This is a genomic window from Trueperella bialowiezensis (assembly GCF_900637955.1).
GTDB classification, from domain to species: domain Bacteria; phylum Actinomycetota; class Actinomycetes; order Actinomycetales; family Actinomycetaceae; genus Trueperella; species Trueperella bialowiezensis.
Window position 1 is genome coordinate 947,636 of record NZ_LR134476.1, and the last position, 26,650, is coordinate 974,285.

Below are 26,650 nucleotides of genomic sequence, written 5' to 3' on the forward strand. Positions count from 1 at the left end.
GGCGCGATGAGTCATCCCGGAGTGATCCCACCGTCCGAGCACGGCAGCTCGGAGGTTGACGAGCGCGTGCTCGACGTCGTCATGATCGGCGCCGACGAGCCCACCCTGTTCGTACGCCCCTGGCTGGCACGTAACCTGCAGGGTGAATGCACGATCCACTCCGTGCCCGACTTCGCCGCGCTAAAAAAGATTGAGCATCGGCTCGACGAGCTGGCCGTTATCACAATTACGGTTGATAGCGACGGCGTCAGCGACGACCATCCGATCCACGGCTTCCTCGACGATAAAGACCATGATTTCGTGCGTATTGTCGTGCTGGCCACGGAGCGTGACACGCACGGGCTGGCTACGCTCGCACACAGGTCGCGGCTCGACCTCATCGCCTATCTGCCCGACCTGCGGCCGAAAGTGTTCACCCGCGATATTCGCACACAGCTCCGCCGCTATCGCAAGAACACGCGCGCGGTTGCGGGCAAACCTGAACGGACCACGGCTGATGAGCGTTTCGCGCTGAACATCGACGTGTCCGATCTGGAGATTGTGCACGAGATCGTGGCGATCGCGGATCGGTTGCTTGGCTATCAGCCGCGTATTCACTTCCCACCCGACGTGCATCTCACGTCCGAAGGCCACCGGGTGGAGGAGGTGACGCTCGCGCTGTCTGGCCAAGTCTCGCTGGAGCGTGCGTCGGGCGAGGGTGACGTGCTCATGCACCAATCCACCACCGGGCGGCTGATCGGCATGCTCGCGCTCACGTCCGGGCGGGAAGCATTTTTTACGTCGCGGACGACGACGAACGTCGTCGCCGTTCAACTGACCTTCGAACAGCTGAACTACATTTGGAATCACGACCCACAGATTCCCGTGCTCGTTGCCGCGCTGTTCGTTCGGTCCTTTGATCGGCGATTGCGGCGTTCGGAGGACATCCAGATTGAGCAGCACGTGCTGACTGTCCAGTTGGAAAAGGAGCGGGCGAACTTGGCGGCGGCTCTGCGCAATCTGGAGGCGGCGCGTACCGAGCTCATGGCGCAGGCGCGTTTTGCGTCGCTCGGCGAACTGGCGGCTGGCGTGGCTCACGAGCTCAACAATCCGATGGCGGCCATCGGGCGCACATCAGACCACCTGTTCACCGACGTGTGCGAGCTGATCAAAAAATCTCCGGATCGAAAGTGGGCGCGCCGCACCCTGTCTGCCATCGAAACGGCACACAATTCGACGTCGGTCACCACCCGCGAAGCCCGAAGCATCCGCCGCGAACTCGAAGCCGTCACCGGGGATCGTAGCCTGGCGCAACGGCTCGTGCTCGCCGGCCTGCACGACCCGAAGTTTGCCAAAGAGATCAAACGCTCGCGCAGCATCGACTTCGAAACCATCGAGCTTGCCGCGTCGATTGGTACGGGGTTGCGGAACGTGTCGACGGCGTCGCACCGAATCACCGAACTTGTCGCCTCGCTGCGCTCCTACGCGCGCCCGGACGGCGACCCGATCACCGACGTCGACGTCCACGAAGGCCTCGACGACACGATCCGCCTGCTGTCCCACAAACTGCTCAACGTGGACGTACGCCGCGACTACCACACGCTCCCGCCGATCACGTGCTATCCCGGCCAAGTGTCGCAAGTGTGGACGAACCTTATCACCAACGCGGCTGAAGCGATGGTCGACCAAGACGATGCCACGATCACCATCAGCACCGGATGTTTCGACGCCGAGCACATCTTCGTCAAGGTCGCCGACAACGGGCCAGGCATCCCCCAGGATTTGCAAAAGAGCGTGTTCCAGCCGCGGTTCACCACGAAGAACGGGCAGGTCCGCTACGGCATGGGTATCGGGCTCAGCGTCGTTCAGTCTATTGTCAGCCGCCACCAGGGCACGCTCGACCTCGACTCCAGCCCAGCCGGCACCACGTTCACGATCGTCCTGCCCATCGACGGGCCCCAAGAAGACGGCGAAGTACCCCTGGCGAACCCGCCGTCGGATTCTCACGCGCCAACCACTAGGGAGGAAACATGAAACTCGCGATTCTCATCGTTGAAGATGAACCGGAGGTGCGCACCTCAATCGAGCGCGACCTCATTGATTTTGCTGACCACGTCCGTATCGAACCGGCCGAAGACGTCGCGGACGCATGGGACGTGATTGACGAGATTGATGCCGACGGCGACGTCGTCGCGCTCGCCCTGTGCGATCACCGGATGCCGGGCACGACCGGCGTCGACTTCCTTGTTGAGATGATGGACGACGAACGGACGGCGATGGCACGCAAAGTGCTTGTGACCGGGCAGGCCGATCTGGCGGACACCGTGCGGGCAGTCAACGACGCCGACCTCGACCACTACATTGCCAAGCCGTGGGATCCCGAGGATCTGCGCGAAACGTCACGCCGGATGCTGACGGATTTCGTGGAGGTCGCGGGAATCAACCCCCTGCCGCACTTGCCGGTTCTTGATCAGGGGCGGGCAATGGAGCTCGCGCGCCACTTCACAGTCGCAGACTAAGACCGGTAACGAGTTTTACAGTCGCAGACTAAGACCGGTAACCAGTTTTACGGGCGCGGGCGCAGCGGGATGTCGGCCACCCGGGCGCCGGCTACATCCACATAGCAGACGCGCCCGATGAGCGCGGAGCCTGTGCCGGTAATCAGCTTGATCGCTTCGCTCGCCATGATCGTCCCGGCAAGGCCCGGAACCACGCCCATGATCCCAACCTCCGCGGTTTTTGGCACGGCACTGGGCGGAGCTTCGACCGGGAAAAGGTCGCGCAAACTTAAGCCGTTCGGAGCTGGGAATCCCGCGGCAACCGCGCGCGGCCCCGTCCAGAACACCGATATTTGAGCACCCCACTGGAGCACGCTGCCAAACACGACCGGAATCTCAAGTTCCACTGCCGTATCCGAGATCAGATACCGGGTGGCGAGGTTATCGGTGCCGTCGAGCACCACATCCCAACCGGTCAGCAGCTCGGCAGCGTTGTGCTTCTCCAGCCGCACCGGCAGCGGGATCACGTCGATATCCGGGTTGATGTCTCGCAGACGCCGCGCCGCACTCTCCGCCTTCAGCTCACCGATAGCCGAGGTGGCGTGGATGATCTGGCGTTGCAGGTTCGATAGGTCGACTCGGTCGGCGTCAACAATCCCAATCGTGCCCACCCCCGCCGCAGCGAGATAGGTGAGCGCGCTCGACCCGAGCCCGCCAGCACCGATCATGAGCACGCGCGCATTGAGCAACCGCCGCTGCCCGAGCTCTCCCATGCCCTCCAGCACGATGTGCCGGGCATATCGCTCCCGCTGCTCGCCAGTCAGCTTCGGGCCCGGCTCCACAAGTGGACGCGCGCTAGTCATTGCGCCTCGTCTGGCGAGCCGCCGGCAAACGGTGGCAGGACGTCGACGTCCGCGTCGGCAGGAAGCACGTCAGCAGACTCTGCCCGCACCCCGTTGACGAGGAACGACGACAGTTCTAGTACGCGGCTCAATCGCTCGTTGCCGGCGGGGTTGCCGGCGCCGGGCTCGCTAGCCGGTGGTACGGCGTCGGGCGCGCTCCCGGCGTCGTGCTTGGCTTTAATTGCTGCCACAAGGTCGCCCACGCTCGCGCCGTCCGCAAGGTCAAACCGCTCCGCATCCACGCCGGCGTAAGCCGCGGCTGCCGCGAAGTATCGCACGTTCACAATCATCGACAATCCTTCCGCGCTCGCTTGGCTAATCCCTATCAAAGAACGGTTCTGGCTTCCACAGCGGGATCTGCGGCTGGGCCTTGCGGCGCAACATCCACCACAGCGCTTCGATACATGCCGCCGCCACCAAGCCGATCGCGGTTGCCTGGATCATCATCGCCGTATTCGACGAATCCAGATAGAACAGCTGCTGCGTAAACGACCAGTTGAAAATCACCCCGTAGCCAACCAACGGTAGCGCCACGAGCAGCAACTTCCATGGCGACAGCGGGCGAGCGATCGTACACACCGCCCACGACGACGGAATGATCAACGCGAGCAGTGCCGCCGTCGACTCCTGGGTATGCTGCTCGGGCACGTCCCAGCCGGAAACGATCATGTACGTGAGGAACGCCGACGTGCCCACGATCAACCCAGCGGGCACGGCGAACCGTAGCACGCGCGGCACAAAATCAGGCCGGGCCCGGTTGTTGTTCGGCGGCAGGGCCAGCAGGAACGCGGGGATGCCGATCGTGAACCAGCCCGTGATCGTCACGTGGATCGGCATGAACGGGAACGGCACCGCGGCAATGATCACGAGGATGGCGAGCATGGCCGAGTAGATCGTCTTGGTGAGGAACAGGTTGGCGACGCGTTCGATATTGCCGATCACGCGCCGCCCTTCAGCGACGACGTACGGCAAGGTGGCGAACCGGTTGTCGAGCAGCACGATTTTTGCGACGGCGCGCGTGGCCGCGGCACCCGAGCCCATGGCGACGCCGATGTCGGCGTCTTTGAGGGCGAGTACGTCGTTGACGCCGTCGCCCGTCATCGCCACAGTATGCCCGCGCTCCTGCAAGGCCGTGACCATGGCCTGCTTCTGATCCGGGCGCACCCGGCCAAACACGCGATTGTTCTCGATCGTGTCCGCGAAAGAATCGGTGTCGATGTGGCGGGCGTCGACGGCCTGGCCGGCGTCCACTCCGAGGCGGCGTGTGACCGCACCGACCGAAGCCGCGTTATCACCCGAGATCACTTTCACTTCCACGCCCTGATCCGCGAAATACTCGAGGGTATCCTGCGCGTCCGGGCGGAGTTTCTGATCGAAAATGAGGAGGGCGACCGGGCGCACGTCCACCGGCGCATCCGCTGCATCGACCGGGTGCGGGGAATGCGCGAGCATGAGCACGCGCAAACCTTGCGCGCCGATCTCTTCGGCCTTCTGGCCTGCCGGATGGTCTCCCGCGAGCACGTCCGGGGCGCCCATCAGCCACGACGATGCCGTGCCGTCGTCGTTCAAAAACGTGGTACCCGACCATTTCTTTGCCGACGTAAACGGCTGGCGCGCACCTTGCGTCCACGGCTTGCTCGTAAGCGGAAAGCGCTGCGCGATTGCGGCGGCAGTAGCGTTCGGATCCGGATCGGTGGCAATGAGCTGGGCGAGGATCTCCTCGCATTCGGCTGCGGTTTCCGGGCAGCCCTCAACCATAATGATCTCGGAAAACTCGAGCGTATTTTCGGTGAGAGTGCCGGTCTTATCCGCGCACACGACGTCGACGCGCGCCAATCCCTCAATCGCGGGCAACTCTTGCACCAAGCACTTACGTTGGCCGAGCCGGATCACGCCGAGCGCGAACGCCGTCGACGTAATGAGCACCAGCCCCTCGGGAACCATGGGCACGAGCGCGCCCGTAATTTCGAGAACGACCGCCTGCCAATCCGTAGCGCCCCCGCGGACGGCCGACCAGATCGTCAACAGGCCAACCGGCACGAGCACCCACGTAATGTATTTCAAAATCTTGTTGATACCCGCCTGCAGCTCGGAGTGCGCGAGCGAAAAGCGGGAGGCCTCCTCCGCGAGCTTTGCCGCATAGGACTCCGCGCCCACCTTGGTGACCGTGTAGTCGCCCGTGCCAGACACGACGAACGAGCCTGACATGATCGGATCACCCGGGGCTTTGCGCACCGCGTCGGATTCGCCGGTGAGGTTGGACTCATCGACCGAGAGGTAGTCGGAGGTGGTCACCACACCATCAACCACAATCTGGTTGCCAGCCCCGACGCGCACCACGTCGTCGAGAACCAGATCCTCTTGCGTGACCTCGACGAGCTCGCCATCACGCCACACGCGCGGATGTTCTTCGCCCACAATCGTCAGCGATTCAAGCGTGCGCTTGGCGCGCAACTCTTGGATGATCCCGATCCCGGAGTTGACGATGATGAGCAGGCCGAACATGCCGTTGATGAGCGAGCCCGTACTCAGCACCATGACGAACAGCACGAACAAGATCGCATTAATCCGAGTGAACACGTTTTGCTTAACGATCTGACCCACGGATTTGCCGGTGCGCGGCGGGAGTTCGTTAGCGCGCCCATCCCGGCGGCGCTCCTCCACTTCGCTGGCAGTTAGGCCCAGTGTTGTTGGCGTTGACGTGCGAGCCGTTTCGCTCATGGGGCTCCTTCTGATCTAGGCGTCGTGATCGTGGCGTTGTGATCGTGGCGTTGGTGTCGCCTTTCAGCCTAATCATTTCGCTGACCACGTGCGAAGGGGCGGCGTCGGCCGAGGGTCTGACCCGCTTAGCCGGAAACTTTTCCCGCTATAGCCGGAGATCTTCGTATATGCCAAGATAACCCGCCAGGGCGCGAAAAGTTTCCGGTGCGGACCAGGACAACGGGATCACCCAAGCGTGCAAAGCCTGAATTATCCAAAACCTAGACACACAAAAGCATGTGGCGCTAGTCTCATTTCACAGCGTTGGCATCACGACACCGCTGTACACCCAACAATTCTCACAACAGCTCTAGGCGATGAGTCAGAGCTCAGAATCAAAGGAGATTCTACGATGAAGAAAAAATAGTTGCTGCAATCCTTCTGATATGTAGCTTTAGCTTCGTAGCGCCCGCAGTCTCGGCCAGCTGGACGCATACCTCAATGGGGGGATACGTCACCGTCCATGGGAAAAAGATAACACTACGCGACAACGCCGATGACGGGAAATTCGTGGCTGCTCACTATGTGTATGACAATCACAAATCGCGTGGTTCTTTCACAAATAAGCTGGGCTATATGAAGAGCACCTCCGCGACCGAACTGACCAACATTAACAACGACAAGATTTGCCGCTCCCGTTGGCTCAAGCCAATGGAATGCGGATCTTGGAAGTACTAGCACGTGGCCAGTTACCCATCTAGAAGTCCTGGTTTGGTTGCGCTCGGCTTTCGGGCGCAACCAAACCAGGCTCGCATAAGCCACGCCGCGCTCTTCTTGCTGACGCTCTTGAGCCTTACGCTATTTGTCTGGAGTATTGGAGCAACGGTCGCAAGCTATCAAGGACAAGACGCTCGTGGTTCACAACGAGCTCCTGTTATCGCGACCGATTCCGAGCCAACAAGTCACATAGCCTTTGTCCTTGACCGACTCTCGGGCGCTTCGCTACAGTTCACGGTCGCATATGTCATACCGAAAGATATCACGGCTGCTCCGCCACCGGGGCTTGAAGAATGGCCTCAGCCAGGGGAAGTCTACCTTTCTCCCGCACTTCTTAAGGCCGGAAAAGGTGAAGGAATAGAAACGCGCTATGGTGAGCTAGCTGGAGAAATTTCACCTGGAGGGCTCACGACAGAAAACGAGTTATTCGCATATGTCAATCCCGCCGACCGACCAACACTAGATGAGAGATTTCAGCCGGTATCCCACTTCGGGGCCTCACGTCCAGCACTGACCGGTTCCCTTTTAGACAGGCCTCCAATCAGCCAGCCGTTACAAGCAATTTTCTTAATTCTAGGTATACCGCTTATTCTTCTCGTTCGTTCCACGCTGAAAATGGGGCTTTACCATCGGCGCCGAGAATCAACAGTTTTGTTTGGATTAGGAGCAAAGAGGTTAGAGCTAATCCTATGGCACCTCGGAAAGGTTGTCGCACCCTTCATCGGTTGGGCGTGCCTTGCAATAATCGGCCTCGCTATCCTATGCACGTTCGGACTTCGGATTCCCAACATCAATTTCGTAATAAGTGCAGACGACTTTCAAGCAGGACTATTCCCATTTGTTATCACAGCTTTACTAGTGAGCGTAGTTTTTTCTTTCGTATGGCTAGCCGTTAGTCTCAAGCCTCTCGATACTAAAGTGACTACACGCCCCAGTTCTATCGCAGAAAGCTATAGTCCGAAGCGGGCTCGAATAGGAGCGATTGCAGCTCCTCTTACAATCGTCGTCGCCACCATCGGCGCCGACCAGAAAAACACGTTAGCTTTCTTTGCGTTTATAGCGCTCGTGGTCATCACAATCATCACAACCTCCGACACAATTGGGGCCCTGCTCCTCTACTGTGCCCGTAGCCTTCGCCAACGCGCGAAACACAGAGAGGATCCAGAAACACTGGTCGCCTCGGCAACTCTGGAAAGCCGCAGCTCGTCAGTCAATAGAATCGCTGTCACCACCCTCATGGCGCTCCTCAGCGCCGTCGTTATTCAAACAGTCCTCGGAATCTTCGCTCAAGCCGACCAGACAGCAAAAGCCACATTTACCAAATTCAACAATTCTGTACTGGTCCTATCTCTTTTTCCAGAGATGCCTGAGAAACACATCGCTCAGCTCGTTGACGCTGTCGACGACTCTCAGTCAGCTCACGCACTACTGCTTTCCACACGATTTGACCCCAGCACAGAGCAAGAAAAGCTCGAAATCGCCCTCAACGACCCAACTGACAGGGCCTTATTGGACAATGAAATTGCTCGAGAATATGTCAGCATGCGTCAACAGAAAATTGGCGATGACTCGGATTCAATCAAGACATTAACGATTAAAGAGGCCCTTCAACTGCGCAATACAGACGCGTCAATACCCGCCGAAGAAATTCACCCCGAATGGGAACTCGTATTCATATCTCACACTCCCGGAACGTTGGATATCGCCAAAGTCAAACAGATAGCTTTCGGCTCAATCGCGCCTCTGCCATTCATGCAAATCCCGGAAGAATCATGGATAGTAGCTCAAACTCAGTCAATAGCCCGAAACGATTGGGTCGAGCTCTTTGTACTGGGTGCACTAGGACTCCTGGCATTGTCGCTTGTCGTCTTTATCGTCGATGAAAGTAATGACGGCCTGCGACGTCTCGCTCAAATGAAGACTGTTTCTGGGCGTCCTATCCACGTCAACAAAATCAGTTTCATCAGAATCGGACTCCCCGTTGGGCTCGGCGCCGCCGCGGGGCTACTTCTAGCCAGCATCTTCTCGATAAGTCTAGTTTTGCTGTACGGCGAGAGCCTCAATCTTTTTACTCGAACCCTGCCCGCCATTTTCATAGCGCTCGCCTTATTATTCTCTGCACTATGGGTAGTAAGTGCTAGGAATCTCCGTTCTCTTGTGAAAGGAACACAATGACGCCCCTCTTAGAAGTACAAGATCTGACGTGCAGCATTCCGGATCGCACTTTGTTTTCCAACCTGAATTTCAGCGTTGGAGAAAGAGAGAGCGTCGCGATCGTAGGCCGTTCCGGCACCGGAAAATCAACGTTGCTTGCAGCGATTATGGGGCTTCGCGATGTCGACAGTGGGGATATTAAGATCTGTGGAGAATCCATCGTTTCCGCACCCGCCGCTAAGAAACTGAACATCCGCCGCGAAAAAATAGGCATGGTGCATCAAGACGGGCAACTGATTGACGAACTGACAGCCACCGAGAACGTAGCAGTCGCACTCATGCTCACTCAGCACCCGCAACCGAATCTCTGGGAACATGCCGAAAAAACACTCCGTAATGTCGGAGTTCCACCCAACACTCTGGCGTCGGAACTTTCCGGTGGTGAAATTCAGCGAACAGCGCTGGCTCGGGCTCTCGCTTCGGAGCCCCGAATCATCCTCGCCGATGAACCCACCGGCTCGTTGGATATGCAAACACGAGACGAAGTTATGGAACACTTATTCGCAGCAACACACACCTACAACGCAGCGCTTGTCATCGTGACTCACGACCCTGAGGTAGCAGCGCAAGCCGATAGGGCGATCAGTTTATAAGATTCAGCTGTAGCCTTCGTCGGAAACTTTTCACGCTATAGCCGGAGATCTTCGCATATGCCAAGATAACCGGCCAGGGCGCGAAAAGTTTCCGGTCAGCGCTTCCGATAGAGCGTTTTACGCTGGTAGTGCGGCTCCGACGTCACTAAGATTCCGAGATTCCGGAAAATTCCCTCGTCAACCGTGCCCAGGATCGTCGTCGTGTGAACATTACAGCCCGCGAGATTGCGCAATTCATCCAACGCCATCCGCGCCTCCTCCGACTGGGAAGCAGACACCGATAGCGCGATCAGCACCTCATCAGTGTGCAGACGCGGATTACGCGAACCCAAATGCTGGGTCTTTAACGTCTGGATCGGCTCAATAGATTCCGGCGAAAGCAGCAAGTGATCGTCGTCGATCCCCGCCAAATGCTTCAGCGCATTCAACAGCATCGCCGCGGAACACCCAAGAAGCGCCGAGGTTTTACCTGTGATAATCGTGCCGTCGTGCAGCTCGATCGCAGAGCCCGGCTCCCCGGTCCGCTCCTGAATCGCGAGCGCCGGGCCAACCACCCGGCGATCCTCCGGGCGAGTTTTCGCCTTCGACATGACGAGGGCGATCCGATCAGACTGCACCGGCTCAAGATCGTTGACTTCCTCATCAACCAACGCCTTGTAGTAGCGCCGAATAATCTCCTGCTTGGACGCTTCGCGCACCACGGCATCATCACTGATGCAATAACCGACCATGTTGACGCCCATGTCGGTCGGAGACTTGTACGGCGACTCCCCCAGCATCTTCTCCATCAACGCTTCGAGCAGGGGGAACACGTCAACATCCCGGTTGTAGGACGTGACCTGCTTGCCGTATGCCTGCAGGTGGAAGGGGTCGATGACGTTGATGTCGTCGAGGTCGGCGGTGGCCGCCTCGTAGGCGAGGTTGACCGGGTGCTCGAGCGGCAGGTTCCAGATCGGGAACGTTTCGAATTTCGCGTAACCGGCAGGCACCCCGCGCTTGTATTCGTGGTACACCTGCGACAGGCAGGTCGCCATCTTCCCCGAGCCCGGCCCGGGAGCCGTCACGAGCACGACGTCACGCGAGGTAGGAATGTACGGATTAGACCCGAATCCCTCCTCAGAGACCACACGCTCCGTGGCAGAGGGGTACCCGGCAATCGGGTGATGGTGGAACACGTTCAGCCCCAGACGCTCGAGGCGCTGGGAGAAGGCGTGCGCTTGATGGTGCTCATCGGTGATCTGGGTGACCACCACATTGTTGACAAGGAAGCCGCGCTCGCGAAACACGTCGATAAGGCGAAGCAGGTCATCCTCGTAGGAAATCTGCAGGTCAGCCCGCTTTTTACGGCGCTCAATATCTTTGGCGTTGAGGCAGATGAGGATCTCAATCTCATCCTTGAGCTGCTCGAGCATGACGATCTTGTTGTCAGGCGTGAAACCGGGCAGCACGCGGGAGGCGTGGTGGTCGTCGAAGAGCTTGCCGCCCATTTCAAGGTAGAGCTTCCCGCCGATTGCTGTGCGGCGTTGCGAGATGTGGGCGGACTGCATCTCAATGTACTGATCGCGGTCAAATCCGATGCGTGGCACGCAAGCTCCTTCACGTTGACTAGTGCGATTGTATTACCGCTGGCAGGTAATCGCCTAGCCCACGCAGCGGGGGAGCTCGAGGCTCATCAGGGATGAATTTCGGGCTGATACTCGGTGCACTCCGCGTAGCAGGTGAAAAAACGCTGATTTTCGTGCTTTTTCGAAATGAGATTACGCTAGGTCACCTGTTACACGGACTCGGTGAAGTATCCCAGCATTAAACACCCGAACCAGCCTGCCATTAACCCCAAATTTGTCCACCAACACCACATGACCTATAGGCCAACAACCCGAGACACCCCGCGCCAAAAACAACAAAAATGTCTCGCGACACAGGAACTATGTCGCGAGACATCACAATGGCGGTGGAGGTGGGATTTGAACCCACGGTGGCTTGCACCACACAGCATTTCGAGTGCTGCACCTTCGGCCGCTCGGACACTCCACCTCGGCACGCCATCTTAACCGTTTTCTCGGCCGCCAAGCAACGTCGCACCCTAGTTCTGCTAGCTAGCTCACACGAAGCCCGCACTTTAACGGCGCCGTTTGAACGTCAACGCCGCTGGTCGAACCATTCCACGAGCTGACGGTTGGCTCGCTCTTCGGAAACCCCGCCTAATACCTCGACCGTGTGGTTGAGCCGGGCGTCGCGCAGCACGTCGCGCACTGATCCCGCCGCCCCGGCCTTGGGATCCCACGCCGCAAACACGACCCGCGATATCCGCGCGTTCACAATCGCCCCAGCACACATCGTGCATGGCTCCAGCGTCACATACAGCGTGCATCCGCTGAGGTTCCACGCGCCGAGCGCCTGCCCGGCCTCCCGCAGTGCGTTCACCTCCGCGTGACCAACCGGGTCGGCATCGACTTCACGCGTGTTCACCCCGCTACCCAGGAGCCGGCCATGTTCGTCAACGACGACGGCACCCACCGGCACATCACCTGCCACACCGGCAGTCTCGGCCAGCTCAAGCACATGGTTGATCCACGCAAAATCGTTGTTCATACATCAATCGTACGAGATCACCGCACGCGAGCACTGCCCCGGCTTTCACCAGCTCCGCAGCCGCCAGCCCAAAGTAATTTTCACGAATATTCCGACAGACCGCGCGGGCAGCCAACGCGACCAGCCGAGACGCGTTAGATTTAAGGTATGAAACTTCAAGTCATTGATCACCCGCTCGTCACCCACAAGCTCACGGTTCTGCGTGATAAGACCACGCCGAGCCCGATTTTCCGCCAGTTGGTGGAGGAAATCATCATGCTCCTGTCCTATGAATCCACGCGCGACGTGGAGGTTGTGGATCAGGAGATCGAAACGCCGGTCACGTCGATGACGGGCAAGGTGCTGTCCACGCCTCCGCCGATCGTTGTGCCGATTTTGCGTGCTGGCCTAGGCATGCTCGAGGGTATGACGCGCCTGATCCCCACTGCGGAGGTCGGGTTCTTGGGTCTGAAGCGTGATGAGGACACGCTGGAGGCGATCACCTACGCGAACCGACTGCCTGATGATCTGACTGGCCGCCAGTGCTTCGTGCTGGATCCGATGTTGGCGACGGGTCACACGCTCATCGCGTCAATCGACTACCTGCTCGAGCGCGGCGCCCGCGACGTGACGGCGATCTGCATTCTCGCCGCCCCGGAGGGCCTGCAGGCTCTGGAGGAGCACCTGTCCGATAATGCGAACGTGCGCGTGGTGGTGGCCGCCGTTGACGAGGGCTTGAACGAGAAGGGCTTCATCGTGCCGGGCTTGGGTGACGCCGGCGACAGGCTCTACGGCGTCGTCGACTAAATGACCAGCTCAGCTCGGCCCTCGTGGCTTGGTTCGCCCACCCGCGATTATCTCGGCTCCGCGTGGCGGGCGTCGTCAATTGCGCTTAGTGACGACGACGGCGGAGCCCCCGTTTCCCGGCCAGACGTGGCGGTGCTCGTGCATGAGACCGACGCCCCGGAGGCGATCTCGCGCACGGGCACTGCGGCGCTGTGGATCCCCGGTTTCGTGGATTCGTTTTTCCACGTGGAGCACGCGGCCGCGTGGCGTGCGGCGGGCATCCCGTTGGTGGGTCTGGACATGCGTCGGGGTGGGCGGGCACTGCGCGATCCGCGTTATCGCGACGACGTGCGCGACCTGCGGGTTCGCCACGAAGAGATCGGGAAGGCGCTCGCGGTGCTACGCGGATGGGGTGCTCGCCGGCTGATTCTTATTGGTCATTCGACGGGCGGCCTGCACGCCGCACTTTTTGCTCACGATAGGCCGGGCGAGGTGGACGCGGTGATTTTGAATTCACCGTGGCTTGATCACAACGGGCCGCCGCTGGAAAAGAATCAGGCGACTGCGCTGGTCAAACGGGTGGGCACGCGCCTACCACGGCTGCCGATTAGCATGCTCAAACCGGATTACGCACGCAACCTGCACATGGATTACGGCGGGGAGTTCGCTTTCGATCCGGCGCATAAGCCCCTCGACCCGGTTCCTGTGTTCGCAGGGTTCTTCCGGGCGGTACGGCTCGCACACGAGGAAGTGGCGGCCGGCTTGGCCATCCGTGAGCCTGTGCTGGTGGCGCATAGCGACGCGTCGGGAAGTTTCACGAAGCCTAGCGCCGACGAGTTGGCGAGCACCGACGTCGTGTTGAACGTTGCGGACATGGTGCGGCTCGCACCGAAACTGGGTGCGCACGTGGACCTGCTGGAAGTGCCGGGTGGGCGGCATGACCTGGCGCTGTCGCAGGCTCCGGCCCGCGAGTTCTATACGCGTGAGTCGATTGCGTGGGCAGTGGACGTTGCGGGAGATACCACGCGCTACTAACGCCTAGGCTCCCCACTTTGGGCCGCCCAGGCTCGCCGCCCTGTTAAACCCCGGCTCGCCTACGCGCGGCGCCGTTGGCAACCCGCCTTTTTCGGGCGCGTCTAATTTGTTAGTCTGTGGTGGTTATTCGTGTGCACCATCCGGTTGTATGAGGAGACGTTATGGGTAAGCAGAGCCGCCGCGAGCGCCGCGCTGAGGCGCGTAAGGCGAAGAAGAAGTCGCGGATCCAGTATGTGGATCGCCCGTTTGAGGGGATCGAGTTCGAGGCTGACTTGGTGGCGATGCGGGAGATTATTCCGTCGGCGTCGATGCGCGTGAAGCTCACCGAGGAGCATGGCGGGCACGAGCTGACGTTTGTGACGTTGTTGCCGGGGATGGCGGCCGCGCTGCGCAGGAACGACGGCGAGCTGCTGGTGGCGATGCAGACGGTGATGTCGTCGGGTGATGTGTCGCTGGATATTGCGGAGAGGACTCTTCGCGGCGTCGAACTGGCACCTGGCGAGTCGTTCAACCAGACCGATCAGCCTGAGCCGGGCCCGCGCCTGCAGGACATTCTTGATCTTTCTGCGCCGGCCGAGCTGGAGATTCACGACACCTACGATTACTGGGTGGATTCCTCCGAAGCAGAAAAGCCGGATGTGCAGGCGGCGATCGCGCAGGCCACCGAGCAGATGGTGCCCACAGCGCAGGTGCCGGGCGTGAAGGGTGCGTACTGGTGTCGGATGCAGCGCGAGTTCGTGCGCTGGGTGCGCCCGGAGGCGGAGGACGCCGTGGCCGACGCATTGGCACGCCTGCAGCACAAGCGCGAGCTGACCTTTGACGGTTCACGGTTCGTGGGCGCGTTCCGCGCGGCCGGTTTGCTGATTCCGGTGTTCGAGCTCGAGGCGGGTTCCGAGGCCGACGAGTTGGAAAAGCCGATGGCCGAGTTTGCGAAGAAGTTCCAGGCCGCTATCGACGACGACGCCCCGCTCAGCCCCGACGAGCGCCGCACGCGCTCGGGGATTATTTCCCGCCAAGTCACCCTACGCTAAGCAGGTCAAACTTCGCCGAGGTCAAGTGGCGGATTCTTTGCTCATTCTTGACCTTTGCCATATAGACTTTAACCGTGCAGGCGAATCGTGTTGCAGTAGTTATTCCGGCTAAAGATGAGGCCGACCGGATCGGCGCAACAATTAGGGCCGCGCGCGCTATTCCGCGAGTGGATTTGATCGTCGTCGTTGATGATGGCTCGGAAGATAATACGCGTGAGGTGGCTCGGGCGGCGGGTGCCACGGTGGTGCGTCATTCGGTGAATCGTGGTAAGGCGTCGGCGTTGGAGACTGGCGCGTCGGTGGTGGCGATGCGGGATCCGGAGGATGCTCCGCCGCGGCTGGTGCTGTTTTTGGATGCTGATCTGGGTGATTCGGCGGTTGAGTGTGCGCCTCTTGTTGCTCCGGTGTTGAGTGGCGAGGTGGATATGACGATCGCGTATTTGCCTCCGCAGGCGGGCGCGGGTGGGCGCGGGCTTGTGACGGGGTATGCGCGCAAGTGGATTCGCCGGTTGACGGGCTGGTATCCGCAGCAGCCGCTGTCGGGTCAGCGTTGTTTGACGCGCGAGGCGCTCACTGCCGCTCAGCCGCTGGCATCGGGTTGGGGTGTGGAAGTGGGGTTGACGATCGACCTGCTCACTCAGGGTTTCACGGTCCAGGAGATCGCCTGCAAGCTGTATCATCGCCCGTCTGGTGACGATCTTGCCGGTCAGTTGCATCGGGCGAGCCAGTACGTGGACGTTGTTCGCGCGGTTGCTGCGCGCCGGGCCCGGCGGGTGCGGATTTCGCGGCGTAAGCGTAAGACTGATCGCGTGGAGCCCGGCGTCCCGTTTAATTCTTTCGATTAGTCCAGTGCGCTTCGGGCGTGGCTGGGATGGCGGCGATCGCCCACAGGCACATTCCGTACAGCCCGCCAATCAGCGGAATAACCAGGCCTGAGTCGTTGATGAGCATTGCGCTGAGCAGGGTGACGACGACGGCGATCGCGCCGGCGCGTAGTTCGGGCACGTCGTCGTTGTGGCGGACGATGCTGAGGTCGGCGCGGCGCCAGAGCAACCACAAAAATATGACCGCGCAGATTGCGGCGAGCCAACCGTACCAGGGCACTTGGGTGATGAGTTGGTCGGCTTTGCGTGCCACGATGGTGAGCGCTTCGCCGTTGAGGAGCGAATCGAAGAAGCGGCCGAGGTGGGTGCGCGCGGTGGGTGGGCGGAGCCAGTCGGCGAACGAGATCGCGAGTGTGCCTACGGCTGCGGCCGCAACAAGCACGCCGATCCGGGTGGCGGTCAGGCGCACCCCGATCACGAGAAGCAGGAACACACCGAAGCCGAGCACCAAGGCAGGTGGCCCACCGAAGTCTGCGCCGATGTGTGGGGCGCCGTCCACGTAGATCGCGATGAACGCGATTGCGAGCACGACGCCGGGCACGGCCACCCGCGCCCTATGCTGTTTCACAATGTTGACGGCAATAACGGCCAATAGGATCATGCTCACCGCCCACACCGCGAACGGCGCGTTGGACATTCCGTAGAAGCGGCCACCGGATTGAGGTTGGTCGCCGAGCACGGAGATCGAATGGAGGGGTGCGCCGAGCATGGAGTCGACGCCGAGCGTCACCGCCGTCGTGAGCGCAATAAACCCGGGGGCGAGGATTCGCCGCCGGCCTGCGATCTCGTCGACGCGGTTGTTTCCGGCAGCTATTTTCAGCGAGGCAAAGGCGATCACGAGCGCGATTGCCGTGACTAGGCCAGTGTATGTGAGCGCAGAAAAACGCCCGGCACGCCACCACGGCAACAGGTTGACGAGGAACGACGCCGCAGGCAGCGAACTCGAGACCAAGAGTGCGAAGGCGTGGTGCGGGCCAAAGCGGTGCCCGCGGATCATGATCGCAACGCCGGCGAGGATCACCAGGGCGCCAACAACGTAGAGCACGTAAAACAGGCCGACCATCGCGCGGGTCATGATGGCGCGCTCGTTCGTGTCGGCGAGCGTGGTCGGCCCGGCGTAACCGGCGTCAAGAGCAGACACCGGAGCGCCTGCTCCCCCGCGCGGAGCGTCCACCCCGAGTGCGGCGAACACGGCGTGCGGCACGTCAACGTTTTGGATGATGCCCGCCTGCCGGGTCGAAGCCGACGTCGCCAACCAGTTCCCGCCCTGGGCATCACCCGCATTGCCCTCGACGTCGCCGCTTCCGGGAGCGTCGCCCGCGCCGTCGTCGCCCGCCACGAATTGCAAGTAGAGCTGCAGGCGCGCGGTTTGCCTGTCGGCGTCGGCAAGCGACGTGATGATCAACGTGGTGCCCGGTTCGATCTCGTGCATGAGCGCGCCGATCTCAGCGTCGATTCGGGCGGCCAGAGCACGCGTTTGCGTGGACACGGGCCCGGGTGGAATGAACGTCATCTCGAGCTGGCTCGCCGGAGCCGAGTCGCGATGTGCGGAGCCAAGATCGACGACGACGAGGTCGGCGTCCTTGACCTGCCGGTAGGCGCGAGCCGCTCCTTCGCTCACCGGTCCGTTCATCGGCGGATGCACAACTGGGCCCGCTGGAATACCCGCACTGTCTGCGATCGCGAGCGCCCCGCCCGGCCCCACCGCAGCAACAGTCTTGCCCTGCCCTGTCACCGTCTCGGCAAGCTGGCCGAACTGTGGGGTGAACCGGTTCGCGGAGTTGGCTACCCGCACGTCGTCCCAGATGGCGAGCCGTTCGGTGGCAGGTTGGGGAAGCATGCCCTGCCCGTACTGTGCGCACGGTTCGGCGTCGCCGTCGATCCCGGCCGTGCGGACGCCCGTGTTGAGAGTGATCCAGCCGGCTGCCGGGCACGTCGTCATCCCGAAAGTGCGTACGGACACGTTTGCTAAAACCGCGCCGGTGGAAAGCTGCTGCAGATGCGGGGTGCGTTCGTCTACGGCCTCCCACGGCACACCCGCCATGCCGAGTACCACCACTTTGCCGTTGTCGGCCGGGATCGGCTGCGGATCGTAGTCGCGCAACATTGGCAGCACCAGCGTAGCGACGAGCGCCACGACGACGCCGACCACCACAGCTCGCCACGCCCTGATACTGCTCATAGGCACAGCCTAATGTTTGCACGGCGCGCAGTGCCAAAAGGCGAGGCACCCCGGCACCAGGTGGCGCGGCGTCTATACAATGAGCTCATGAGTCAACTTCGTTTCGCATTTCTTGGCCCGCGTGGCACGTTTACCCAGCAGGCGTTGAATCAGATTGCCACCGAGGAGGAGGCGATTCATATTCCTGCGCTGGATGCTCCGCGGGCGATCAAGATGGTGCGTAACGGGGATGCCGACTACGCCGTCGTTCCTATCGAAAATTCGGTCGAGGGCGGCATTAACGCCACGTTGGACACGCTGGCCGCCGATTCCGATCTGCTGATTTACGCGGAAGTCCTCGTGCCGGTGGCGTTTACGTTGGCGGTGCGCCCAGGCACCACACTGGCTGATATCACCCATATTTCCACGCATCACGCGGCGTGGACGCAGTGCCGCAACTGGCTGGGTGAGCACTTGCCGGAGGTTGTTCATTTGCCGGCGGCGTCGACGGCGGCAGGCGCGGCAGGCCTTGCCGAAGAAGGCGACCCGGGCTATCAGGCCACGCTGGTCTCGGCGCTCGCATGCGAACAGTACGAGCTGGAAGCCCTCGAAAGCGGGGTTGCGGATAATCCGGATGCCGTCACGCGTTTCGTGCTCATCGGCAAAGTAGGCAAACTACCGGAGCGCACTGGTTCCGATAAGACGACGCTCATGGTTCAACTCGCCACCGACGAAGCCGGCGCCCTACTCAACATGCTCGAACAGTTCTCGGCCCGCGGCGTCAACCTCTCGCGGATCGAGTCGCGGCCCGTGGGCGATTCGCTCGGGCGTTACGCGTTTTCCATCGACGCCGAAGGCCACCTTTTCGACGAACGCATCCAGGCCGTTCTCCTCGGCTTGCACCGGGTGTGCCCGCGGGTCACGTTCTTGGGCTCGTATCCGAGTGCGAACCAGCACCGGATTCGCTTGCGCCCTGGCACTACCGACGACGACTTCATTTCCGCCCGCGCCTGGGTAGACGGGCTCATCGAACGCTCGATCTAGCCGCGGTTATCCCACGCGTACGAGTAGCGCGGCCTCCTCGATGCTCGTCGAGATTTCGCGGGCGAAACCAAGCACGTCGCCGTCCACTTGGACGGGCTGGATGGTCTGCGCTTCGATCTGCGCGCCGTTGATGCGATGCACGTCAATCTCGCCCGACTGTTCCACGCCCGGCAGCGTGATCGGTTTGAGGCCAACCCCGTTCAAGCCGACTTGGCGCACCAGATCTGCCCAGCCGATGAGCCCGCGGCGCGTGTCGAGGACGGCGAGGTCGAGCCAGCCGTCGTCGGGTTGTGCGTGCGGGTCGAGTACGAAGCCGCCGAGCAGCTGCCCACAGTTGAGGGTCATGACCGAACGGGCTTCCACGTCAACGTGGTGAGATTCGCCCGTGCGGATACGCGCGTTCATCTTCGGAGCGAGCAGGTACGGGATTGCCGCTTTCACGTAGGCAAGCCAGCCAATCTTGGATTTGAGTTCGGACTCCTCGTCGGCTGCGGCCATGATCGCCGCGTCGAAACCGATGCCGGCGTTGACGAGGAAAGCATGCTTACCCGGTTTTGCGAGCGTGATCTCCCCGCCCGGAATCCGTGCGTCGTCGGGAAGCTCATCAGCTGCCGGCTCGCCTTGTTCGGGGATCGTCAGCCAGCCGACGTCGATCGACGCCGCCTTACCGGTGAGCGCGATGATCGCCATGCGCCGCGTGCTCGACAGCGGAAGATCAAGATTGCGAGCCAGAATGTTGCCAGTTCCCACGGGCAGTAGTCCGAGCGGCGTGTTCGTGCCGGTCAGCACCTCGCCCACGTTGCGCACCGTGCCATCCCCGCCCGCGGCGATCACGACGGACGCGCCCATGTCGAGTGCCTTGCGAGTCTGACCGAAACCGGGATCGTCGGCCGTGGTTTCCAGCCAGATCGGATCGGGCAGATCGGCATCCCGGGCCGCCCGGGCCAACACGGACTTGAGGTGGTCGAAGTCTGCGTTCTTCGTCGGGTTGTAAATGACGACGGCGGGGCCCGATTCTGGAGCCGGTTGCACTCCGGCGCGCAGCTCGTGGCTGGCGATCTCCTCTTGCTGAGCCGCAATCTCCTCTTTCTGGGAGGCAATCATTTCGCGAAGCTCGGCGATGTGCGCCCGGTTTTCTTCGACAGTCCGCTTATTGGCATCGACGCGACTGTTCACCCGCAAGGCAACCACCGCGGCAACGACCGCGACGAGAACGCCAACAATACTAAGAATCAGGCTCGCATCCATGGGTCAATGGTAGCGCCTGCGCAATTGCCCCTGCACCCTGTTCCGACCTATCCTTGAACTATGATCGATATCCGCACAATCCGCGAAAATCCCGATGTTGTTAAGGCTTCCCAACGTGCCCGTGGCACGAGCGAGGAGCTGGTTGACGCCGTCGTCGAACTTGATGAAGCCCGCCGCAGCGCGTTGCAGGCCTTCGAAGATCGGCGTGCCGAGCAAAAGGAACTCTCGCGGTCGATCGGCAAGGCCACGCCCGAGGAACGCCCGGCTATTTTGGAGCGTGCCAAGGCGATGTCGGACGAGGTCAAAGCCCTGGAGGGCGCGGCCAACGAGGCGCAGCAGGCCTTCACCGAGGCCATGTACAAGATCCCGAACTTGATTGTCGACGGCGTGCCGGCCGGCGGCGAAGAGGACTTTACCGTGCTCAAGCACGTGGGCGAGGTGCGCGATTTTGACTTCCCGGTCAAGGATCATTTGGATATCGCCGAAGGGCTTGACGCGATCGACATGGATCGCGGCGCCAAGGTGTCTGGCGCGCGTTTCTACTACATGAAGGGGATCGGCGCCCGGCTCGAACTGGCCCTGCTCAACATGGCGATGGATCAGGCGCAAGAAACCGGGTTCACGCCGATGATGACCCCCACGCTCGTTAAACCGGAAGTCATGGGCGGAACCGGCTTCCTTGGCGAGCACTCCGATGAGATCTACTATCTGCCCGCCGACGAGCTTTACCTGACAGGAACGTCCGAAGTCGCACTTGCCGGCTATCATGCCGATGAGATTATCGACCTGTCGGATGGTCCGAAGCGCTATGCCGGGTGGTCCACGTGTTACCGGCGCGAGGCCGGCTCGCATGGGCGTGACACCCGCGGCATCATCCGGGTGCACCAGTTCAACAAGATCGAAATGTTTTCCTTCACCACCGCAGCCGAGGCGGAGGCCGAACATGCCCGCTTCCTCGAGTGGGAAGAGCAAATGCTCGCAAAAGTAGAGCTGCCCTACCGGGTGATCGACACCGCGGCCGGCGATCTTGGCACGTCTGCCGCCCGCAAGTTCGACTGCGAGGCTTGGCTGCCCAGCCAGAACCGGTTCATGGAGGTCACATCGACGTCGAACTGCACCACCTTCCAGGCGCGCCGGCTGAAGATTCGCGAGCGCGGGGAGAATGGCACGAACGTCGTCGCCACGATCAACGGGACGCTGGCCACCACGCGTTGGCTGGTGGCGATCTTGGAAAATCACCAGCAGGCCGATGGTTCGCTCTACGTGCCTGAAGCGATGCGTCCGTATCTGGGCGGGCGTGAGGTTATTGAGCCGATTCGGGGGAAGGGTGAGCAACGTGAGTGACGAAACACCGAAGAACACCTATCCGTCGCCGGAATACACGGGCGATCCAGCTGACCTGCCCAAGCGGGACTACCTGGAGCGGCTCGAAGATTATTCCGCCGGTTCGGACCTGTTGATTGGGCTCGACGTCGACGGCACGATCTTGCGCCACGACACCTCGCTGTCCGACCGGGTACGTGAGGCCATCCTCGCCCACGTGGCAGCCGGCACCCACATTGTGATTGCCACGGGCCGTGGCGTGCAGGGCACGCAGATCGCACTCGACGCGATCGGGCTGACCGAGGGGATCGCCGTCGTCTCCAACGGCGCGATGATCATTACGATCGGCAACGGTGACAACGGTGTTGCGGCCACAGACTTTGCACGCGGAGTAGCCGCCGATAGCGTGCCCGTTCAGCTGCTGCGGGCACACACGTTCAGCCCTCACCGCGAAATCAAACTGATCGCCAACGGGCTTCCGGAGGCTGTGATCGCCGTCGAATCACTGACCGGGCCTACACGGATTTCCGGGCCATTCCCCGAAGGCGAGTTGATGGACGACGCCGTGCTCGTGCCTGTCGATGAGCTCGTCGTCCCCGACACCACCCGCGTCACCATCCGCGCCCCGCACATGAGCGCGGTCGAGATGCTCGAAGCGATCAACAAGTTGGGTTTGCAGGGTGTGGAATACGCCGTCGGCTGGTCGGCGTGGATGGACCTGGCACCCCAGGGCATCAACAAGGCCGTTGGCCTGCAAGAAGTTGCCGACCTTCTTGGTACGACACGTTCGATCACCGTGGGCGATTCGGGCAACGACTGTGAAATGCTCGCCTGGGCCGACCTCGGCATTGCCATGGGCAACGCGAAAGATTACGTGGCGTCGTTCGCAGATACGATGGCGCCCGACGTCGACGACGACGGTCTAGCCCACGTACTCGAGGCTCTGCTGTAACGCAACGCTTTAATGTCTCGCCTCGTTTGTTAGAGGCGGATGGGATAGCCGTGCCCGGAAACCGCCGATCCCACTCGCGTATAGCCGCGCGCCCGGCGTCGTGACCTGCCATTTTAAAAATACAATGAACCAAATAGCCGTTAAACCTTGAACTATTCAAAAGACGGCACTATGATCGGCGTTACACTAACGAGGAGGACGCAATGAAGCGGATTGCTGCAATATTCGCGGTACTGCTGGCGAGTACGTCACTCGCGGCATGTAGCTCGAATGACTCTGACAACACTGGCTCCGATAGCCAGACAACCACGACCAGCACCAGTGACGCAGGCTCGACCCTGTCCGGCGACTACCCGGACTTGACGGGCGAGACCCTCACGGTCGCATCCGACTGGTCTGGTGCCGAACAGGCAAATTTTGAAAAGGTACTCGACGCCTTTTCGCAGGCGACGGGTGCCAAGGTGGTCTACACGTCGCTTGGCAATAACGTGGCCACGGCACTTGGCACGCAGATTGAAGGCGGATCGCCACCAAACATCGCACTTATCCCGCAGCCAGGTTTGATGAACCAGCTGGTCGACGACGGCGCCATCGTGCCCCTGTCCGACGACGTGCTGGCCGAAGTTAAAGAAAACTATGCCGAGACCTGGGTTGACCTCGGGTCGAAGGACGACAAGGCATACGGCGTGTGGTTCAAGGCCGCCAACAAGTCGACAATGTGGTACAACACTGCGCTCTACGACGCGGCAGGCGTAGAGCCACCCCAAACCTGGGACGAGTACGTGACCGCACTGCAAACACTCGCTGATTCCGGCACCTACGGAGTTTCCATCGGTGCTGATGTGGGCTGGCCGCTCACCGACTGGTTCGAAAACGTCTACCTGCGTACCGCAGGCCCAGAAAAGTACGACCAGCTGACCAACCACGAAATCCCGTGGACCGACCCGTCGGTCGAAGAGGCCCTCACGGTGCTTGCTGAAGTATGGGGCAACCAGGCCGTGGTCCAGCCCGGCGGCGCACAGCGCACCTTCCCCGACTCGGTCACCGCCGTGTTCGGCGACAACCCCGAAGCCGCAACCGTGTACGAAGGCGACTTCGTAGCCGGCAATATTGCGGACCAGACCTCGTCCGTCGTCGGCAAGGACGCCAAGTTCTACCCGTTCCCGTCCATCAACGGTTCGGCCCCGGCAGTCATGGGCGCAGGCAACGTTGCTGTTGCCTTCGACGACTCCGAAGCAACCCAGGCACTCATGAAGTACCTGGCCTCCCCGGATTCGGCGAACATTTGGATCCCGCTCGGCGGCTTCACATCCCCGAACCAGAAGGCAGACATGTCGCTCTACCCAGATGAGACAGCTCTGCAGATCGCACAGGAGCTCGTGAACGCTGAAACGTTCCGCTTCGACATGTCAGACCTCGTGCCGTCCGAGTTCGGCGGCACGGAAGGCCAGGGCATGTGGCAGGAGTTCATCAACTTCTACGAGAACCCCAGCGACATCAAGGGCGCTATGGACGCTCTTGAGAAGGCGGCACAAGCTGCTTACGCCAAGTAAGAGGTGATTGGATGTGGGCGGGGCGTATGCCCCGCCCACATTCGCATGCACTGTGCGGTTCATGCACTAATCAGGCCCAGCGCCTAACTCACGATATGAGGGACACGTATGAGCACCACCGTTAACCACGACAGCGCGGCCTTGCCCGCCGACCACGACAGCGCGCCTGGCCAGACCGGCAAACCCGGCACGGCCGGAAAGTCCGGCGAGCCTGGCAAGTCTGGCAAGAAGATCAACCCTGCCCTGTGGTGGTTCCTTGGCCCTGCCGCCGTAATTTTGATCGTCATGATCATCTACCCGGCCGGCTACTCCGTGGTGCGCTCCCTGTTCGACGACGCCGGCAACTTCGTCGGATTCGACAACTACGTGCGCATGTTCTCGCTGTCGTCCACCAAACAGTCACTGCAAAACAACCTGATTTGGGTGCTCGCCGCTCCGCTCATCACCACGGTGCTCGGCCTGATCTTGGCCGTGCTCATGGACAAGATCAAATGGAAGACGGCATTCCGGCTCATCATCTTCATGCCGATGGCGATCTCGATGCTCGCAGCCGGCATCATCTTCCGCTCCATCTTCCAACAAAACCCGAACATCGGCTTCGCGAACGCGGCCATCGTGGCAGTCCAACAATTCGTTGGCGACTCCACCCAATACCCAGGAGCACGGCCCCGCGATGAGGCCGCACTCGCGCAGGCAGAGGACGGCTCCATGGTGACCACCGGCGTCGTTAGCCCCGGCGACGTCGTCGACCTCCCCCTCGTCGGCATCCGGCAAGACGCCCTACCTTCTGAAGACGAGCAAACCCAAGCCCTCAGTGCCGACGCTGCCAGCGGGCAAATCGCCGGCACAGTCTGGCTCGACTTCAGCCGCGGCGGAGGCGGACAGCCCGGCGTCATCGACGACGGCGAAGCCGGACTCAACCACCTCGAAGTCGAGCTACTAGACGAAGCGGGCGACGTCGTCGCTGCCACCCACACCGACGATGCCGGACGATTCGTCTTCGACGACCTCAGCGACCAGCCCTACCAGCTCAAACTCACCGCCGCGAACTTCGCCGAAGCACCCGCCGGAATCGACTGGCTCGGCCCCTCGCTCATCACCCCGGTCATGATCGTGGCCTTCATCTGGATCTGGGCAGGCTTCGCGATGGTTATGATCGGCGCCGGCCTATCCGCCGTCGACCGCTCCCTCATGGAAGCCGCACGAGTCGACGGCGCGAACGAATGGCAGGTCTTCCGATACGTGACCGTCCCACAACTCTTGCCCACCGTCACCGTCGTGCTCGTCACACTCACCATTAACGTGCTCAAAATCTTCGACCTCGTCTACGTCATACCACCCGGACAATCGAAAGAAGCCGGCACCGTCGTCGCCGTCGAAATGTGGAAGAACTTCGGCAACATCAACTACGGAATCGGATCCGCACTCGCAATCCTCCTGGTCATCATGGTCCTCCCATTCATGGCCTGGCAGATCCGCAACTTCAGGAAGGGAGAGTAACGATGAAGAACACCCTGAGTGCCCGCATCAACCGAGTATTGGCGAACTCGACAGTCAACGTCGTGCTCCTGATCGTTGCCGCAATGTGGCTCCTTCCCACCGTCGGCCTGTTCTTCCAGTCCGTGCGATCACCCCAAGACAACGCGCAAACCGGCTGGTGGACAATCTTTGACAATTTCGAGCAGTGGACGTGGGGCAACTACCAATCCATCCTCGCCAACGAAACGATGATGGGCTCGCTGTGGAACACCGTCCTCATCGTCATTCCATCCACCTTCCTAGTTGTTTTCATTGGGGCCATGGCCGGCTATGCGCTCGCCTGGATCGACTTCCCGGGCCGCACCGCCGTCCTCACCATCATCGTGGGCCTCATGGCCGTGCCGTTGCAGGTCTCGTTCATTCCACTCGCCCAACTGTTTGGCGCGATGGGCATATTCGGCACGCGGTGGGCCGTCATCCTCTTCCACACGGCGTTCGGCCTGCCGTTCGCCGTCTTCCTCATGCGCAACTATTTCCGGCAAATCTCGCCCGAGCTCATGGAGGCCGCCCGGCTGGACGGCGCGGGTGAAATGCGGATTTTCCTGCGGATAGCACTCCCGCTGGGTGCGCCGGCGTTGGCGTCGCTGACTATCTTCCAGTTCCTGTGGTCGTGGAACGACATGCTGGTGGCCCTCATCTTCGCCGGACCTCAAGACAAACCGATCACCGTGGCGCTGTCTGAGCAGTTGCGACTGTTTTCGTCGAACATCGACATCCTCGCCGCCGGCGCCTTCCTGTCGATGATCATCCCGCTGCTCGTGTTCTTCGCCGGGCAAAAATACTTTGTCAACGCCCTCCTCCAAGGATCGACCAAGTAGCAAGTAGATTGCGTGAAAAGCCGCGACGTGCCACAATGGCAC

21 protein-coding genes and 1 tRNA gene are annotated in these 26,650 nt (G+C 61.0%); 14 read left to right on the top strand and 8 right to left on the bottom strand.

Annotated elements, in window-relative coordinates; all coding sequences use genetic code 11:
* The first annotated feature begins 6 nt into the window (after positions 1 to 6).
* Positions 7 to 2,013: an ATP-binding protein gene (locus EL234_RS04380; RefSeq protein WP_241969096.1), complete on the top strand. Its 2,007-nt coding sequence runs from the start codon at positions 7 to 9 to the stop codon at positions 2,011 to 2,013.
* Positions 2,010 to 2,498: a response regulator gene (locus EL234_RS04385; RefSeq protein ID WP_126416323.1), complete on the top strand. Its 489-nt coding sequence runs from the start codon at positions 2,010 to 2,012 to the stop codon at positions 2,496 to 2,498. The genes EL234_RS04380 and EL234_RS04385 overlap by 4 nt, the downstream gene beginning before the upstream one ends.
* A gap of 47 nt (positions 2,499 to 2,545) precedes the next feature.
* On the opposite strand, the gene EL234_RS04390 is transcribed toward EL234_RS04385, so the two are convergent.
* From EL234_RS04390 to EL234_RS04400, 3 genes are read right to left on the bottom strand one after another with little or no spacing between them, the layout of a single operon-like run.
* Positions 2,546 to 3,340: a HesA/MoeB/ThiF family protein gene (locus tag EL234_RS04390; protein ID WP_126416324.1), complete on the bottom strand. Its 795-nt coding sequence runs from the start codon at positions 3,338 to 3,340 to the stop codon at positions 2,546 to 2,548.
* Positions 3,337 to 3,669 carry a MoaD/ThiS family protein gene (locus tag EL234_RS04395; protein WP_197718464.1) on the bottom strand — a complete coding sequence of 111 codons (333 nt, stop codon included), beginning with the start codon at positions 3,667 to 3,669 and terminating at the stop codon, positions 3,337 to 3,339. Before EL234_RS04395 ends, EL234_RS04390 begins: the two co-directional genes overlap by 4 nt.
* 25 nt (positions 3,670 to 3,694) lie before the next feature.
* A complete protein-coding gene (locus tag EL234_RS04400; protein WP_126416325.1) occupies positions 3,695 to 6,100 on the bottom strand; it encodes an HAD-IC family P-type ATPase in 2,406 nt (801 codons plus the stop codon).
* A gap of 750 nt (positions 6,101 to 6,850) precedes the next feature.
* Between EL234_RS04400 and EL234_RS04405 the strand changes: the two genes are divergently transcribed.
* Both EL234_RS04405 and EL234_RS04410 read left to right on the top strand, forming a co-directional pair.
* The gene (locus tag EL234_RS04405; RefSeq protein ID WP_126416326.1) at positions 6,851 to 9,031 is read left to right on the top strand and encodes a hypothetical protein; all 2,181 of its coding nucleotides are present in this window, start codon (positions 6,851 to 6,853) and stop codon (positions 9,029 to 9,031) included.
* Positions 9,028 to 9,663: an ABC transporter ATP-binding protein gene (locus tag EL234_RS04410; protein WP_126416327.1), complete on the top strand. Its 636-nt coding sequence runs from the start codon at positions 9,028 to 9,030 to the stop codon at positions 9,661 to 9,663. Before EL234_RS04405 ends, EL234_RS04410 begins: the two co-directional genes overlap by 4 nt.
* A 95-nt stretch (positions 9,664 to 9,758) precedes the next feature.
* On the opposite strand, the gene EL234_RS04415 is transcribed toward EL234_RS04410, so the two are convergent.
* From EL234_RS04415 to EL234_RS04425, 3 genes are all read right to left on the bottom strand, one after another.
* Entirely contained in the window at positions 9,759 to 11,249 is a 1,491-nt protein-coding gene (locus EL234_RS04415; protein ID WP_126416328.1) for a DUF1846 domain-containing protein, read from the bottom strand.
* Between the two features lie 360 nt (positions 11,250 to 11,609).
* Positions 11,610 to 11,697: transfer RNA gene (locus EL234_RS04420), tRNA-Ser, on the bottom strand.
* A gap of 105 nt (positions 11,698 to 11,802) precedes the next feature.
* The gene (locus EL234_RS04425) at positions 11,803 to 12,255 is read right to left on the bottom strand and encodes a nucleoside deaminase (protein WP_126416329.1); all 453 of its coding nucleotides are present in this window, start codon (positions 12,253 to 12,255) and stop codon (positions 11,803 to 11,805) included.
* Between the two features lie 147 nt (positions 12,256 to 12,402).
* On the opposite strand from EL234_RS04425, the gene upp reads away from it, so the two are divergent.
* The 4 genes from upp (at position 12,403) to EL234_RS04445 (ending at position 15,931) form a co-directional block, all read left to right on the top strand.
* On the top strand, positions 12,403 to 13,041 hold the full coding sequence (gene upp / locus EL234_RS04430; RefSeq protein ID WP_126416330.1) for a uracil phosphoribosyltransferase: 639 nt from the start codon (positions 12,403 to 12,405) through the stop codon (positions 13,039 to 13,041).
* Positions 13,042 to 14,055, top strand: a complete 1,014-nt coding sequence (locus EL234_RS04435; RefSeq protein ID WP_126416331.1) for an alpha/beta hydrolase — start codon at positions 13,042 to 13,044, stop codon at positions 14,053 to 14,055.
* A gap of 161 nt (positions 14,056 to 14,216) precedes the next feature.
* Complete coding sequence (locus tag EL234_RS04440) at positions 14,217 to 15,086, top strand: DUF5926 family protein (protein ID WP_126416332.1); 870 nt, start codon at positions 14,217 to 14,219, stop codon at positions 15,084 to 15,086.
* A 74-nt stretch (positions 15,087 to 15,160) separates the two neighbouring features.
* Positions 15,161 to 15,931 carry a glycosyltransferase family 2 protein gene (locus EL234_RS04445; RefSeq protein WP_126416333.1) on the top strand — a complete coding sequence of 257 codons (771 nt, stop codon included), beginning with the start codon at positions 15,161 to 15,163 and terminating at the stop codon, positions 15,929 to 15,931.
* Here EL234_RS04445 and EL234_RS04450 read toward each other — a convergent pair.
* Entirely contained in the window at positions 15,915 to 18,152 is a 2,238-nt protein-coding gene (locus tag EL234_RS04450; RefSeq protein WP_126416334.1) for a hypothetical protein, read from the bottom strand. The genes EL234_RS04445 and EL234_RS04450 overlap by 17 nt on opposite strands.
* 87 nt (positions 18,153 to 18,239) lie before the next feature.
* Here EL234_RS04450 and pheA point away from each other — a divergent pair, with 87 nt between their 5' ends.
* Positions 18,240 to 19,175 (top strand): prephenate dehydratase, encoded by a 936-nt coding sequence (gene pheA / locus EL234_RS04455; RefSeq protein WP_126416335.1) that lies wholly within the window; start codon positions 18,240 to 18,242, stop codon positions 19,173 to 19,175.
* A gap of 6 nt (positions 19,176 to 19,181) precedes the next feature.
* Here pheA and EL234_RS04460 read toward each other — a convergent pair whose 3' ends face one another.
* A complete protein-coding gene (locus EL234_RS04460) occupies positions 19,182 to 20,423 on the bottom strand; it encodes a diacylglycerol/lipid kinase family protein (RefSeq protein ID WP_126416336.1) in 1,242 nt (413 codons plus the stop codon).
* Positions 20,424 to 20,483: 60 nt separating this feature from the next.
* Between EL234_RS04460 and serS the strand changes: the two genes are divergently transcribed.
* From serS to EL234_RS04485, 5 genes are all read left to right on the top strand, one after another.
* Positions 20,484 to 21,767, top strand: coding sequence for a serine--tRNA ligase (serS, locus tag EL234_RS04465; RefSeq protein WP_126416337.1), 1,284 nt, complete (start codon positions 20,484 to 20,486; stop codon positions 21,765 to 21,767).
* Entirely contained in the window at positions 21,760 to 22,698 is a 939-nt protein-coding gene (locus tag EL234_RS04470; protein ID WP_241969098.1) for an HAD family hydrolase, read from the top strand. The genes serS and EL234_RS04470 overlap by 8 nt, the downstream gene beginning before the upstream one ends.
* A 203-nt stretch (positions 22,699 to 22,901) precedes the next feature.
* Complete coding sequence (locus EL234_RS04475) at positions 22,902 to 24,251, top strand: ABC transporter substrate-binding protein (protein ID WP_126416339.1); 1,350 nt, start codon at positions 22,902 to 22,904, stop codon at positions 24,249 to 24,251.
* Positions 24,252 to 24,359: 108 nt separating this feature from the next.
* Entirely contained in the window at positions 24,360 to 25,751 is a 1,392-nt protein-coding gene (locus EL234_RS04480; protein WP_126416340.1) for an ABC transporter permease, read from the top strand.
* A 2-nt stretch (positions 25,752 to 25,753) separates the two neighbouring features.
* The gene (locus tag EL234_RS04485; RefSeq protein WP_126416341.1) at positions 25,754 to 26,608 is read left to right on the top strand and encodes a carbohydrate ABC transporter permease; all 855 of its coding nucleotides are present in this window, start codon (positions 25,754 to 25,756) and stop codon (positions 26,606 to 26,608) included.
* Positions 26,609 to 26,650: the final 42 nt, after the last annotated feature.